This window comes from Vibrio sp. 10N.286.46.A8, assembly GCF_041470165.1.
GTDB classification, from domain to species: Bacteria; Pseudomonadota; Gammaproteobacteria; order Enterobacterales; family Vibrionaceae; genus Vibrio; species Vibrio tasmaniensis_A.
On record NZ_JBFRLX010000107.1, the window covers coordinates 1 to 13,869 of the forward strand.

Annotated in this window: 13 protein-coding genes; 5 read left to right on the forward strand and 8 right to left on the reverse strand. The window is 44.5% G+C overall.

Going from position 1 to position 13,869, the window contains the following annotated elements; all coding sequences use genetic code 11:
• The 4 genes from AB4232_RS11900 to ftnA form a co-directional block, all read right to left on the reverse strand.
• A partial coding sequence (locus AB4232_RS11900) for a nucleoside-diphosphate sugar epimerase (RefSeq protein WP_372087177.1) occupies positions 1-593 on the reverse strand: 593 nt, incomplete at its 3' end.
• A 308-nt stretch (positions 594-901) separates the two neighbouring features.
• Entirely contained in the window at positions 902-2,095 is a 1,194-nt protein-coding gene (locus AB4232_RS11905) for an NAD(P)/FAD-dependent oxidoreductase (protein ID WP_372087178.1), read from the reverse strand.
• A gap of 250 nt (positions 2,096-2,345) precedes the next feature.
• Positions 2,346-2,669, reverse strand: coding sequence for a universal stress protein UspB (gene uspB, locus AB4232_RS11910; protein WP_009848060.1), 324 nt, complete (start codon positions 2,667-2,669; stop codon positions 2,346-2,348).
• Between the two features lie 68 nt (positions 2,670-2,737).
• Positions 2,738-3,265 (reverse strand): non-heme ferritin, encoded by a 528-nt coding sequence (gene ftnA / locus AB4232_RS11915; RefSeq protein WP_004735556.1) that lies wholly within the window; start codon positions 3,263-3,265, stop codon positions 2,738-2,740.
• Between the two features lie 189 nt (positions 3,266-3,454).
• Here ftnA and uspA point away from each other — a divergent pair, with 189 nt between their 5' ends.
• Positions 3,455-3,889: a universal stress protein UspA gene (gene uspA, locus AB4232_RS11920; RefSeq protein ID WP_009848061.1), complete on the forward strand. Its 435-nt coding sequence runs from the start codon at positions 3,455-3,457 to the stop codon at positions 3,887-3,889.
• A gap of 52 nt (positions 3,890-3,941) precedes the next feature.
• Entirely contained in the window at positions 3,942-4,820 is an 879-nt protein-coding gene (locus AB4232_RS11925; protein WP_135380879.1) for a carboxylate/amino acid/amine transporter, read from the forward strand.
• Between the two features lie 145 nt (positions 4,821-4,965).
• Here the strand turns inward: AB4232_RS11925 and AB4232_RS11930 are convergent, their stop codons facing one another.
• The 3 genes from AB4232_RS11930 to AB4232_RS11940 all read right to left on the reverse strand — a co-directional run bounded on the left by AB4232_RS11930 (position 4,966) and on the right by AB4232_RS11940 (position 9,685).
• Entirely contained in the window at positions 4,966-5,556 is a 591-nt protein-coding gene (locus AB4232_RS11930; RefSeq protein WP_372087179.1) for a hypothetical protein, read from the reverse strand.
• A 121-nt stretch (positions 5,557-5,677) separates the two neighbouring features.
• Positions 5,678-6,457: a class I SAM-dependent methyltransferase gene (locus AB4232_RS11935; protein WP_065679634.1), complete on the reverse strand. Its 780-nt coding sequence runs from the start codon at positions 6,455-6,457 to the stop codon at positions 5,678-5,680.
• A 120-nt stretch (positions 6,458-6,577) separates the two neighbouring features.
• Positions 6,578-9,685 (reverse strand): EAL domain-containing protein, encoded by a 3,108-nt coding sequence (locus tag AB4232_RS11940; RefSeq protein WP_346762942.1) that lies wholly within the window; start codon positions 9,683-9,685, stop codon positions 6,578-6,580.
• 126 nt (positions 9,686-9,811) lie between these two features.
• On the opposite strand from AB4232_RS11940, the gene asnC reads away from it, so the two are divergent.
• Positions 9,812-10,276 carry a transcriptional regulator AsnC gene (gene asnC / locus AB4232_RS11945; RefSeq protein ID WP_009848066.1) on the forward strand — a complete coding sequence of 155 codons (465 nt, stop codon included), beginning with the start codon at positions 9,812-9,814 and terminating at the stop codon, positions 10,274-10,276.
• A gap of 68 nt (positions 10,277-10,344) precedes the next feature.
• Here asnC and prlC read toward each other — a convergent pair whose 3' ends face one another.
• On the reverse strand, positions 10,345-12,387 hold the full coding sequence (gene prlC / locus AB4232_RS11950; RefSeq protein WP_372087180.1) for an oligopeptidase A: 2,043 nt from the start codon (positions 12,385-12,387) through the stop codon (positions 10,345-10,347).
• Positions 12,388-12,666: 279 nt separating this feature from the next.
• On the opposite strand from prlC, the gene AB4232_RS11955 reads away from it, so the two are divergent.
• Positions 12,667-13,506 (forward strand): 23S rRNA (adenine(2030)-N(6))-methyltransferase RlmJ, encoded by an 840-nt coding sequence (locus tag AB4232_RS11955; RefSeq protein WP_029224298.1) that lies wholly within the window; start codon positions 12,667-12,669, stop codon positions 13,504-13,506.
• Between the two features lie 188 nt (positions 13,507-13,694).
• On the forward strand, positions 13,695-13,869 hold a 175-nt coding region (locus AB4232_RS11960; protein WP_372087181.1), incomplete at its 3' end, for an FAD-dependent oxidoreductase.

The window sequence follows — 13,869 nt, forward strand, 5'->3', positions numbered from 1 at the left end:
TTAGCCAGTGCCATCGCCACTGTGCTCGCCTGAATAGGAACATAGTTTGCCCACTTCCCTTTCATGACAGGTTTAACTAACTTACTTACTAATTGTAGAAGTTTTTCATCATTTCGAACTTCCGAACGCTCGCCAGCTAAAGGCCCGGGTTGAATGAAAATAGTTTCTTGAAACCCCAGCTGCATAACTTCTTTTTCCATCTCCCCTTTACACCGAAGATAATGGGAACGAGACTTCTCATCAGCACCTAAGCAAGACAGAACAAAAATCCGAGAAACACCAATGGCTTTCATTGCTTTGGCAGTCTCTACCACTAAGTTAACATCAATATCTCGTAACTTTTCTTTTGAGCCTGCTTTCTTAACTGTTGAGCCAAGTGTAATCACACCAACGGTTGGCGGAATATCAACTTGCTCTTTCTGGATTTGTAAGTCATTACTGATGAGCTGAGTTAACTTAGTTTGCTCACATTCCAGACGTCGACGTAGAACACAATAGATGTGCTCCGTTCGACCGTCATTCAGTAGCACTTTGAGCACCTCAGAGCCAACAAGGCCGCTGGATCCTGCCACTATAATTGATTTATTTTTCATTCAATTACCGCCTTTGATTAACCTAAATGATAGTCCAACTATAGAACGCTCCCTGCTAATTTATAATTCAGTTGCGAAAAGTAGGCAGCGGATAAGTGATGATGAATTATTTACTGACCTGAATCGAAATTGGTTGGGCCAAAAGACAACTTCGGTACGATTTGTAAAGACGGGCTTGGATGTACGTAGCTAGCTTCAATTTAGCAAGGTCGCAACTAACTATTTAATACAATGGAATAGGTAAGATCAGGTAACCTATAATACTTCATCCCAAGAAAATAATAGCATCCAAACCTAAAGCCAGTGTGCTATACGTTTTGGCCTGCAACCCAACCAGACGACCACGTCCATTGGAAGTTATAGCCCCCTAACCAACCCGTTACGTCCATTACTTCACCGATGAAATAGAGGCCAGACACACTCTTACACTCCATGGTTTTCGAAGATAGGTGATCAGTATCCACTCCGCCTAGAGTCACTTCGGCAGTTCGATAACCTTCAGTGCCATTTGGTGCAATTTTCCAGTTCTCTAGGTGCTCAACGATGCCACTAAGCTGCTTTTCATTGAACTGTTTAAGCGGCTTGTCTTCAAGCTCTTTACGATCAATCAGCACTTCCACAAAACGCTTTGGTAGTGCTTTTGCCAAGGTATTTTTCAGGCTCTGATTTGGGTGTTTCTCGCGAGAATTTTCAAGCAGTTCAGCAACGTCTACTTCAGGTACTAGGTTGATAGAAACCGATTGACCCGCTTTCCAGAATGAAGAGATTTGCAGTACCGAAGGACCAGATAAACCGCGGTGAGTAAACAGCAACGCTTCTTTGAATAAGGTACCGTCTTGCGCGGTGATCTCGGCAAGAATCGCGATGCCTGAAAGCTCAGCAAAGGCTTCTTTGTCTTCTTTATGCAGAGTAAATGGCACCAAACCCGCAGTAGTCGGCATCACAGACAAACCAAACTGCTCAGCAATCTTATAGCCAAATGGCGTCGCGCCTAGTTTCGGCATCGATAAACCGCCCGTCGCCACGACAAGTGAGTCACACTCAACTTCGTCGGTATTAAGGTGCATCTTAAAGCCAGCGTCTGTTTTTTCGATTGAGTGAACATCACAACGGTAGCGCTGTTCAACTTTCGCCTGCTTACACTCTTCAAGCAACATGCTCACGATGTCTTTTGCAGTATGGTCATTCACACAGAACAATTGGCCGTGGTCTCGCTCTTCGAACTCAATACCGTACTTGCTCACCATCGAGATAAAATCCCAGTTGGTGTATTGAGATAAGGCTGACTTCACGAAGTGAGGGTTGTTACATAGGAAGTTGTTGGCTGAAACATCATAGTTAGTGAAGTTACAACGGCCGCCACCTGAGATTAAAATTTTTCTGCCTGGTTTCTTTGCATGATCAACCACCAGCACTCGTCGGCCGCGTTTGCCCGCTTCCGCAGCACACATTAAGCCAGCGGCACCCGCACCAATTACGATTACATCAAATTTTTCACTCATGTGGTTCTGCTTTTCTTCACTTGTGCAGCCCGAGTACGCCCTGTTCTCGAAATGCCATCAATAAAAAAGGATGTGCATAAACAGCACATCCTTACTAATTGCTCGCTATTTTAGCGGCAATTTTAAACTTTGCAATTGATGTTCAATTGTACAATTTGCAGACAGCAGCAAGCCACTGTTTGGCTTGGCGAACCAACAACCGAAGCTTTACACCAAAAATCTAAGCTCTACTTCAATCGTACTAAATGACTTAGACGATGAAAGAAGACAGCAAGGTTACACCTAACAGAGCAGAAGAGAGTATGAATAACTGCCTTACACGATCGCACTTCGACGTAAAAACTTCGTCGTGATGGTGGTGATACTCTTTGCTTTTGATGTAACTAAACAGGCGAACCTGTTTGGTCATATTGCCATGGGTTGTGAAAAAACCGCCTCCATCTACTTGTTGATATAGTAGAGGGTGTGCTTCTCGCATAATATAAATGAGTGTTCTTAGCGCAGTAAAGTAACGCGCCCAGTTCACACAAGTCACAACCATTAGTGCAAATAGAATAGTGTCGCCGCTGATCATCCTTTCCTCCTTACATCTTCATAAGAAAACTCAAAAGAAAAAGATAATCAGTGTCTTTCTCGTACTACCTAAACGGCAGGAGCTTCCATAATTGAAGATGAACCATCTTTTGCCAATTGCGCTAAGTCTTTATCAATAAAGAACAGTGCTTTACCGTCTTCACCAACAAGCTCTAGCTTATCCAATACACCTTTAAACAACTTCTCTTCTTCGTGTTGCTCTGCAACGTACCATTGCAGGAAGTTAAAGGTTGAGTAATCTTGTGTGCTGAAAGCAACGTGAGCCAGTTTGTTGATCTTTTGAGTAATCATTTGCTCATGTTCGTAAGTTTCACGGAACACAGCCCCAAGGCTATCAAATTCATGTTTTGGCGCTTCAATCGCACCTAAAATTGGCATTGCACCTGTCTCACTTACGTAAGTAAAAAGACGCTGCATGTGTTCCATTTCTTCTACTGCATGAACACGCAGAAACTCTGCTGCACCTTCAAATCCTTTGTCTTCACACCAAGCACTCATTTGTAAGTATAGGTTGGATGAGAAAAATTCTAGATTAATTTGATCGTTCAGTTGCTCTACCATAGTTTTTGATAGCATTTAAGACTCCTAATTACATCTTCAGTTTTCTCTACTATATCACTATTTTATGAATATCTCGCAGGCCATTAGTTAACCAATATTTCGAGCAAACATTACGCAAGACAGTGGATATGAGATCACTTCAGCAAAAAAAGGCATTGCATAGTGCTAATCTTTAGTTAGGCAATGAATAGAAGAGGTAGCGATATGAGTTACAAACATATTTTGGTCGCAGTCGATTTATCAGATGACAGCAAATTACTTGTGGATAAAGCGGTAGCATTGGCTAAGCCATTGGAAGCCAAAGTCTCTTTTATCCATATCGATATTAATTATGCAGAGCTCTATACCGGCCTTATTGATATCAACATGGCAGAAACCCAGCACAACGCGATGGAAGCATCTCGAGTTCAGCTACAAAATTTTGCAGAACACGCTCAATACCCTATCACCCACACCTTAGTGGGCAGCGGCGACCTGAGTCATGAACTGTGTGACACCATCAATGAATTCAATGTTGATTTAGTGGTTTGTGGGCACCATCAAGACTTCTGGAGCAAATTGCTCTCTTCAACACGACAACTGATCAATGCCTCGCCGGTTGATATGCTGGTCGTGCCTCTAAGAGATTCAGAAGACTAATGAATTAAGGTTAGGTAACATACAGCTCATATCTTATTAACGAAGTTTTTATATGAGCTATTTAGCTAGTGTTACCCTCTTATGGGCCTTCTCTTTTAGCCTGATCGGCGTGTACCTTGCTGGTCAGGTTGATTCTTGGTTCTCTGTATTAATGCGTGTTGCCCTTGCTGGCATTGTATTTCTTCCTTTCCTGAAGTTTCGAGGTATCTCGCGCAAGCTGATCGCTAAGTTGATGGCTATTGGTGGTATCCAGCTTGGGCTGATGTACTGCTTCTATTACCAGTCTTTCTTGCTGCTATCCGTTCCTGAAGTCCTTCTGTTTACCGTTTTTACCCCAATTTACGTCACGCTTATTTATGACTTCCTCAAAGGACAATTCTCTCCGTGGTATTTAGTGACAGCGGCGATTGCTGTGTTGGGCGCTGTATTCATTAAATTCGCGGGTATCAACGAAAACTTTTTAGTCGGCTTCCTCGTAGTCCAAGGTGCAAACCTGTGCTTTGCTATCGGCCAAGTTGCTTACAAAGTAGTAATGGAGAAGGAATCGACAGAGTTACCTCAGCGCACAGTATTTGGTTACTTCTATTTGGGTGCGTTATGCGTCGCTTCGGTTGCTTTCATACTCTTAGGTAACCCTGAGAAGCTGCCAACAACCACGCTTCAATGGGGCATCCTGATTTACCTTGGCTTGATTGCTTCGGGGCTAGGTTACTTTATGTGGAATAAAGGTGCATGCATGGTGAATGCTGGTGCACTGGCTGTAATGAACAACGCCTTAGTTCCAGCCGGCCTTGTAGTGAACATCCTTATTTGGAACAGAGACGTCGACTTGGTTCGATTGGCCATTGGCGGCGCGGTTATCTTGTTCTCTCTGTTCGTCAACGAGACATGGGTGAAAAAGCGAGTTGCGAGAGCCACAAGCAACGCCTAACCGCTTTCACTGAGCTAAGTGAACTAAACTAAGCTAAGTGAACAGAGCTAAATGAATTGGCTCGGATAACCCCAAAAAGCAAAAGAGCGACCTTAGGTCGCTCTTTTTAAATCATCGTTGTAGCAATAAGTTATCCGTACCAGTTTCAGTGAATGTGACTATGGCTCACTACCTGAGTCTTGGTTTCAGTGAAAGCGACGTCATCAAGTTGTAGGTTGATTCGTTCAAGGTTACTTTCCAGTTTTTGACTTTTCTTAAACAGTTTTTGCTGCTTCTTAATCATCTTCGCGAGTTTTTTATTGTACTTCTCTTGTTTTTTGGCCGCTTTCTTCGCTCGCTCGAGGTCGGCTTTTTCATCACCACTCGCATTATCGATTCGTTTTTTCAGTTTGGCTTTTTTCTGTGATGCTTTTTTATCTACAACATCAGCGGCAATATCAGCAACGGCTGGATCGAACATTTGGACAACAGGTTCAAGAGTCTCGTTGATTTCAGCAAGTGATAGCTCTGGTACAGGTAATGTTTCCGCTAACAGGCCGCATGCGGCTTTTTCTTCAACGGGTTTATTTTGACAGCCAAGAGGTGGAATTGCTGTTGGTTTGCATAGGTTCGCTTGATCCGCCGAAGAACGCGCACAAGAACGACACACAAACTTAGGTTCAGTAACCAAGCTATGGATCTCTCCTAGGTGTTCGGTGATATCTCGACGGTTTAACTTACAAAAGCGTTTAGCCATGCTACAACTCCAGCTAAGAATAATAATGATTCTTAGTTAGATATACATCCGTAACGCGACTATCGCAAGTGTTAAATGGTGATTTATCGTATTTATGACGGGAAATTTTCTTAGCGTGTCTCTAAGTCATTGATGCTTTCACATACACATCAAAACGGTTCTTTTTAGTTTCGATTGCCATGCTCGGTTTTTGCTCGTCTAACCATGCTGCGTAATCCGGTCTTTTGACCACAACGCGCTTCGTTGCCAGCTTCATCGCAGGCTCAAACAAGCCATCGGCATCCAGATCGGCGCCAACCAAAGATTGGAATACTCGCATCTCTTTCTTAACCAAAGCCGACTTCTTCTTGTTCTCTGGGTGTGGGTACATAGGATCGAGGTACACCACATCAGGCTGTTCGAAGTTAGGGTCGTTGCTAAGTTTATCCAGCGCATCGTGACTTGAAGCGTGAATCAACTTCATACGTTCGCTAACCCAACCGCCGATATCTGGGTCTTTTTTTGCTCTCTGCAGGCCGTCATCCAATAATGCAGCCACAACTGGATGTCGCTCTACCATCTGCACTTTACAGCCCAACGAAGCCAATACAAATGCGTCACGCCCTAAGCCTGCTGTACCATCAAGAATAGTTGGCGTTGCACCTTTGTTTAAACCTGCCGCTTTAGCAATTGCCTGACCTTTACCACCACCAAACTTACGTCTGTGACCGACTGCGCCTCCCACTAAATCAACAAAAATAGCGCCAAGCTTAGGCTCATCGACTTTACGTAGCTCAAGTCGCTCGCAAGTCAGTACCAAAGCAAAATCGCTGTTTTCATCATGAGATAAATTCCAACGGGTCGCTAAGTCATTTAGATGATCGATTTGGGTAGCATCTTCGCAAATCAGTTGTAGTTGCAAGGTCGTCTCCAACAGACAGTAGTATTCAAAACAAAAGAGGCAACCAGTTTACCTGATTGCCTCAACAATACATATTAGCGGTGAAAAGTATTCACAGCTCGGTCGGCTTACCTAAACCAATTACTCTATCTCTCGTTCTTGCCTTAACTCTTCAACAAGCTCGGCCAGTGGCTTCGGTCGGCCAATAACATAGCCCTGAGCGTAGTTAACACCGAGTTCAATCAACTTATCGAGAACCTGAGTATTTTCAACAAACTCAGCCACCGTGTGCTTGCCCATCTGCTTCGCTAAATCATTGATCGAACGAACCATCACATAGTCCATCTCGTTAACATCAATATCACGCACAAACAGGCCATCAATTTTCACAATATCAACGGGCAATGCCTTCAGATATCCGAATGACGATAAGCCTGAACCAAAATCATCCAGAGCAATCAAACAGCCGAGCTCTTTAATTCGAGTAAAGAACTTGATTGCCTGCTTCATATTACTCATGGCGGCCGTTTCAGTGATCTCTAAACAAATCTTATGGCAAGGCACTGATGAGTTCGCCAAACTTTCAATCAAGAATTCAACAAACTCTCGGTTACCCATCGAGTGACCAGAAAGGTTTATCGAACACATCCCCAAATCATCAACGAGATGTGGGCGTTGCTCCAACCAATTCAACGTCTGACTGACGACTTGGCGATCAATCAAATGCGCGATGTTATAGCGCTCGGAGGCTGGCATGAAGATCCCCGGTGAAATGTACTCACCTTGGACGTTCTTGATCCGCACCAGTATCTCAAAGTGCATTTTGTTGCTATTTCCCTCTAGACCAAGAATACGTTGGGCAAATAACTCCAAGCGATCATTGGCTAAGGCTTCGTGTACCAAGTTAACGCATTCCATTTCTAAATGGCGACGGCGCAGATCTTCATCATCTAGATGATAAAGGTGATAACGATTTCGCCCTTCCTCTTTAGCGGCATGGCAAGCGGCATCCGCCTGTGCATGCACCATTTGTGATGAAGCGGCAGTATGGTCAATCAATCGAATTCCGATAGAACAAGTAAGATTGAGGTGAATATCACCCCATAAGAATGGATTCTCACTCATCATCGATATAATACTGTGACAGACATTGACAGCATCTCGCTCAGTACAGTCTTTGATTAATACCGCAAACTCATCTCCCCCCATCCGAGCTAACACAGCATTGTAAGGAAGCACATCTTCTATCAGATTAGCGCTAAATAAGATCGCGGCATCACCCGCTTCATGCCCAGCAGTATCGTTCAATACTTTCAATTGGTCCAAATCTAAGAACAACATCGCATGAGTTCTCATATGACTCTCGACCTCTTTCAGCGCCTTTTGTAGCTCTTGCTCAAAGTGGTTGCGGTTGAAAGTGTCTGTAAGCAGGTCATAACGCGCTTGGTATTCTAACTTTTCAGAAAGTTCGCGGGTTTCAGTAATATCCTCTCCCACAATCAACAGCTGACCCGAGTCGACCAATGGACGAATATTTTCACGAATCCAGATCGTTCTACCGTCCGCATGACGATACTCGATATCACGACGCCACACGCCGCGAATTTTGTGCTGTGGTTGCAACAAGATATGACGAGGAATCATCGCGTTCTCATCCACATAAAATTCTCTAGGGCGATGCCCCAAAAGCAGATCAAGTGGATAACCTAGTAATTCTTCAGCAAACTGGTTCACTTGCTGAATGCGATTATTGACATCCAGTGTAATCATCATCACCGGCTGCTTGTCGTAATACAGTTTGAGATTCGCTTCACGTTGGAATAATTTGTTCTCAGCAAGCTTTCGTGAGGTAACATCACGAGCTTCAAATAAGAACTGAATGGTGTCCTCTTCACTGTTCGGCATCGGCTTTAAAGAGATATCTAGCACCATTCCACCACGATCACGGCACCATACCTCAGCCTCAAATCGTAGGGTTGGATAATCATCCCTTTCAGCAAAATACTCCTTCAGCACTTCGCCAGCGGCACCCTCCCAATATTCTTGGAGAGGTGTTCCTAATTTATAACCTTGATTATAAAGAAGCTCATGCAGCTTACTGTTGCTCGACAGCAGTACACCGCCTTTATCAAGAATACCCATGTACTGTAGACTTTGATCGAATATCGACTCTAGTAACAGCTGGCTTTGTCGGCTAGCACGCTCACTTTTCTTGAGGCGGTTGAGGTAGTAAACCAAGGTCGCAATAACACACGACATAACCAGAAACAGCAAACCTATTGTTCGAATTTCATCGTGATAACGCACCAAGAATGACTGAGGCTTATTGAGAAAAGTAATTGAAGCTTCATTCTCAGTTCCCAGCCCCCAGCGTGACATCTGTTGGTAGTCGAGTTTAATTTCCGATGCGCCAGGTGCGACTAAAGGCAGAGGTTCATTTGGGTTTGCTAATACCTTTAGTAAAACACGTCCCGTATCTCGACCTTGCGTTTCACCACTTTGAATAACACCGCCTATCGCCCCAAAACCCAACCCCAAATCGTGCACCATATACAGTGGCATTTGGGTTTTAATGTTCAATTGTCGCCAGTCTTCGACGCTACTCACGTTGCCTTTAGCATCGCGATAATATGCCCAAAAGAGTAAGCTCTGATCTAGATCGGTTCGCTGAGAAAACGCAATTAACTCTTGGTAAGAGTCAGGCACATAGTGCTCCAGCAAATCGGAAAAGTTGGGGTGAGCCTCAATAGAACGATCAATTTGTGAGCGGATAGCCTCACCTGTTACTGAATGGTCAGTAACAATGTATATCTTCTTTATGTTTGTTTGAAGACGCTTAATTAGCTCAATATTACCCAATAAATCAATATCTTCAGTAATGCCCGTCGCATTCAAACCTTCAATCATTTCAGGAGTAAAATTGTTGATACCACCAAAGATTACTGGCGTATCTTTGAGATCGGGCGCAAGGCGCTTCATTAAATTAAGGGCGTTATTGTCACTGACTACAACCGCAGCAAATTCTTCATGCATCAACTTGGTGTGATAAAGCTGATAAACGCGCTCTAAGTATTCTGGGTTTTGAGTTCGTTTACTATCCAAATAAACAACTCGATACGATAGTCGATCACGCTCCAGTTCTTCTGATAATCCTTTGTGGAAATCATCAGTCCAGAAAAAACCCTGATGATAAGAGTGAATAACCAACACATCTTTTGTTTGAGCTGAAACAAAAGCACTCCAACACATAACAATCAAAAACAACGAAAATCGCACTGAATTCACCCTAACACTATAGTTGCTGCTAATATTATCACCCTTGGCTATGATGTGTACTAAAGCCGGTATGTTTTTTATTCACCCTAAGGATTATGCATGTCCACAACTACAGCTCGTCTGGATGATCTAGACCGTGCCATTCTCAAAACCTTAATGGAAGATGCGCGCACGCCTTATGCTGAAATGGCAAAGAAATTCGATGTCAGCCCCGCGACGATTCACGTTCGTATCGAAAAGATGAGATCAGCCGACATTATTGAGCGAACCGAGGTTGTGGTAAACACCAAGAAGCTTGGTTACGACGTGTGTTGTTTTATTGGTATCAACCTCAATGCAGCTCGTGATTACCACTCAGCCATTGCCAAACTGAATGCATTAGATGAAGTGGTTGAGGCGTACTACACCACTGGCGCCTACAACATTTTCGTTAAACTGATGTGTAAATCGATCGAAGAGTTACAGTTCGTACTGATCGATAAATTGCAGGCGATTGACGAGGTTCAATCGACTGAGACACTGATTTCATTGCAGAACCCTATCAACCGCAATGTAAATCCATAATCGTTTGATAAATCGATACAAAAAGAGCCTCACAAGGAGGCTCTTTTCACATTCTGACTAGCACAATATTAAGCGCTGATACCCGCATGACGCAGCATCGCGTCGATTTGAGGCTCACGACCACGGAAGCGTTTGAACAGCTCCATTGGCTCTTCACTACCACCCATTTCAAGGATGTTGTTCAGGAAGCGATTACCGGTTTCAGTGTTGAAGATACCCTCCTCTTCAAATGCTGAGAACGCATCTGCCGATAACACTTCTGCCCACAGGTAGCTGTAGTAACCCGCGCTGTAGCCACCAGCAAAGATATGCCCAAAGCTGTGTGAGAAGCGGTTCCAATCAAGGCTTGGCAATACAGAAACCTTAGACTTAACGTCGGCTAACGTTTCTAGTACGCGAGCACCGACTTCTGGATCGTATTCTGTGTGCAGTGTGAAATCGAACAGGCCAAGCTCTAGCTGACGCAGGATAAACATCGCAGATTGGAAGTTTTTCGCCGCTAGCATCTTCTCTAGCATCTCTTTTGGTAAGGCTTCACCCGTTTCGAAGTGACCAGAGATAAATGACAGCGCTTCCTCTTCCCAACACCAGTTTTCTAGGAACTGACTTGGTAACTCAACCGCATCCCAAGGCACACCGTTAATACCCGCAACTGCGCCCGCTTCAACTTGCGTTAGCATGTGGTGGATACCGTGGCCAAATTCATGGAATAAGGTCACCACTTCATCGTGAGTAAACAGTGCTGGCTTATCACCAACCGGCTTGTTGAAGTTACACGTTAGGTAAGCAACTGGCGTTTGCAGCTCGCCAGATTCAGTAATACGACGACCGCGACAGTCATCCATCCAAGCGCCACCACGTTTGTGTTCACGTGCGTATAGGTCTAGATAGAAGCTACCGCGCAATGTGCCTGTCGCATCAAAGATGTCGAAGAAGCGCACTGAATCATGCCATGTATCCACACCTTCACGCTCAGTCACAGACATACCAAACACACGGTTTAGTACTTCGAACAAACCAGACACTGCGTTCGACTCAGGGAAGTATGGACGAAGCTCTTCATCAGAGATCTCGAACAAGTTCTGTTTTTGTTTCTCGCTGTAGTAAGCGATGTCCCACAGGTTTAGCTCAGAGACACCAAACTCTTTCTCAGCAAACTGACGTAGCTCTTCTACTTCGCGCTCACCTTGTGGTTTAGCTTTTACTGCTAGGTCGTTAAGGAAACCAAGTACTTGGTCTGGCGTTTCTGCCATCTTAGTCGACAGAGATTTTTCGCTGTAAGTGCTAAAGCCAAGCATGCGTGCGATCTCATGACGCAGCTTAAGTTGCTCAGTGATGATCTCAGTGTTGTCCCACTTGCCAGCATTTGGACCGCGATCTGAAGCACGCGTTACGTAAGCTTCGTAAAGCTCTTTGCGTAGATCTTGGTTATCACAGTAGGTCATCACAGGTAGGTATGATGGGATATCCAGAGTCAGTAGGTAACCTTCTTGCTCTTTAGCTTCTGCCGCGGCTTGTGCTGCCGCCAGTGCTGATTCAGGCATACCGGCCAGTTCAGCGACGTCTGTGATCTGCTTGCTCCAACCCATGGTTGCATCAAGCACGTTATTTGAGAATTGAGAACCTAGCTCAGACTGGCGCTTACTGATCTCACCGTAGCGATGCTGTTCGTCCGCTGGTAAGCCAATGCCTGATAATTCAAAATCACGCAGTGCGTCAGTGATGGTTTTTTGTTGAGCTTGGTTTAATGCCGAGAATGCTTCGCTCGCCTTGATCGCTTTATACGCTTCGAACAAACCTTTGTGTTGGCCGACCCACGTTCCGTACTCAGAAAGTACTGGTAGGCAGCTCTCATAAGCGTCACGCAGTTCGTCGCTGTTCATCACAGAATTCATATGGCTTATAGGAGACCAAATGCGGCCTAAACGATCATCCACTTCTTCAATCGGAGCAACGAGGTTGTCCCAGCTTGGTGAAGTATTACCTTCAAGTACTTGTTCTATCTTGTTGCGACACTCTTCAATCACTTGCTCAACCGCTGGCTTAACGTGCTCAGGTTTGATCTGTGAAAACGGAGGTAAGTCCGTGAAGGTTAATAGCGGATTAGACATATAAACATTCCTTTGGCTTTAGAGACTTTCGTCTTTTTTGTAATGAGGTCGTCTTACAGTCATCAGGCTAAGGATCGCCCTAAAAAATCACCTGCGAATAGTTATTAAATAGTGCCCATGAAGGCAAATTTCAATAGTAGAACCAATAACTAACTGCATATTGCGAACAGCTGTTCCTGAATTGTTCGAGAATTTATGGTCCATTGGGGGTTATAATAGTCAAATTAACCCCACCTACACTAACCACACTCTAATTCGAGAGTGTTACGAGAGTTTAATTTGTTAAGTTATCGCCACAGCTTCCACGCGGGCAACCATGCCGACGTAGTAAAGCATATCGTACAGAGCCTTATTCTTAATTCTTTGAAACAAAAGGATAAGCCTTTTGTTTACCATGACACTCACTCTGGTGTAGGTCGTTATGACTTAACGCATGAATGGTCTGAAAAAACGGGCGAATACAAGCAAGGTATTGCACGCGTCTGGGCACAAACAGAACTTCCTGAAGACATTCAAAGCTACCTTGAGTCTATCTCAGCACTCAACAATGGCGAAAAACTGCGTTTCTACCCAGGTTCACCACGTGTTGCACGTGCACACCTGCGTGATCAAGACCGCATGGTACTGACCGAACTTCACCCTGCAGACCACCCGCTGCTTGAGCAAGAGTTCCACCGCGATCGTCAGGTGTCTATCTATAAAGAAGATGGCTTCCAACGCTTAAAAGGCAGCCTGCCACCAAAAGAGCGTCGTGGTTTGGTGCTGATCGACCCACCTTACGAGCTGGCAAAAGAGTATCGTGATGTTGTGACTGCGATAGCTCAGAGCCATAAGCGCTGGGCAACCGGTATCTACGCAATTTGGTACCCGGTGGTAAACCGTTGTGATATCGAAGACATGATTGAAGGACTTGAAGGCTTAGGCATTAACAAGATTCTACAAATCGAACTTGGCGTATCACCAGACACCAATGAGCGTGGCATGACAGCATCAGGCATGATTGTTATCAACCCGCCTTGGAAGCTAGAAAGCCAAATGAACGAAATTCTTCCATTCTTGAAGGAAGCAATTGCGCCGGCAACCGGTCACTTCAAAGTAGAGTGGATCGTACCCGAGTAATCTCGAACTTAACGTCATGCTCTGACGAATATTCAGCAGATTGTGACGTACACGAATAAATTTTAAACAGGGAGATTGAGTTCAACCGATCTGCCCTCAATATAATAATTAGACAATTTAAGAATCTATAGGACGTAGGTGTTCAGTGCGCTCACTGTACCCACAGCCTTCAATAAATGGAGAAAGTAATGGCGACTCATTTTGATTACATCTGTATCGGCGGCGGTTCAGGCGGCATCGCATCAGCTAACCGCGCAGCAATGCACGGTGCAAAAGTTGCACTTATCGAAGCTCAAGACCTTGGTGGTACTTGTGTAAACGTTGGTTGTGTTCCTAAAAAGGTTATGTGGCACGGTGCTCAAG

What these genes read in the sequence shown, in the direction of transcription:
- AB4232_RS11905 (WP_372087178.1), bottom strand. Translation starts at nt 2,095, where the DNA reads ATGAGTGAAAAATTTGATGTAATCGTAATTGGTGCGGGTGCCGCTGGC.
- uspB (WP_009848060.1), bottom strand. Translation starts at nt 2,669, where the DNA reads ATGATCAGCGGCGACACTATTCTATTTGCACTAATGGTTGTGACTTGT.
- ftnA (WP_004735556.1), bottom strand. Translation starts at nt 3,265, where the DNA reads ATGCTATCAAAAACTATGGTAGAGCAACTGAACGATCAAATTAATCTA.
- uspA (WP_009848061.1), top strand. Translation starts at nt 3,455, where the DNA reads ATGAGTTACAAACATATTTTGGTCGCAGTCGATTTATCAGATGACAGC.
- AB4232_RS11925 (WP_135380879.1), top strand. Translation starts at nt 3,942, where the DNA reads ATGAGCTATTTAGCTAGTGTTACCCTCTTATGGGCCTTCTCTTTTAGC.
- AB4232_RS11930 (WP_372087179.1), bottom strand. Translation starts at nt 5,556, where the DNA reads ATGGCTAAACGCTTTTGTAAGTTAAACCGTCGAGATATCACCGAACAC.
- AB4232_RS11940 (WP_346762942.1), bottom strand. Translation starts at nt 9,685, where the DNA reads ATGTGTTGGAGTGCTTTTGTTTCAGCTCAAACAAAAGATGTGTTGGTT.
- asnC (WP_009848066.1), top strand. Translation starts at nt 9,812, where the DNA reads ATGTCCACAACTACAGCTCGTCTGGATGATCTAGACCGTGCCATTCTC.
- prlC (WP_372087180.1), bottom strand. Translation starts at nt 12,387, where the DNA reads ATGTCTAATCCGCTATTAACCTTCACGGACTTACCTCCGTTTTCACAG.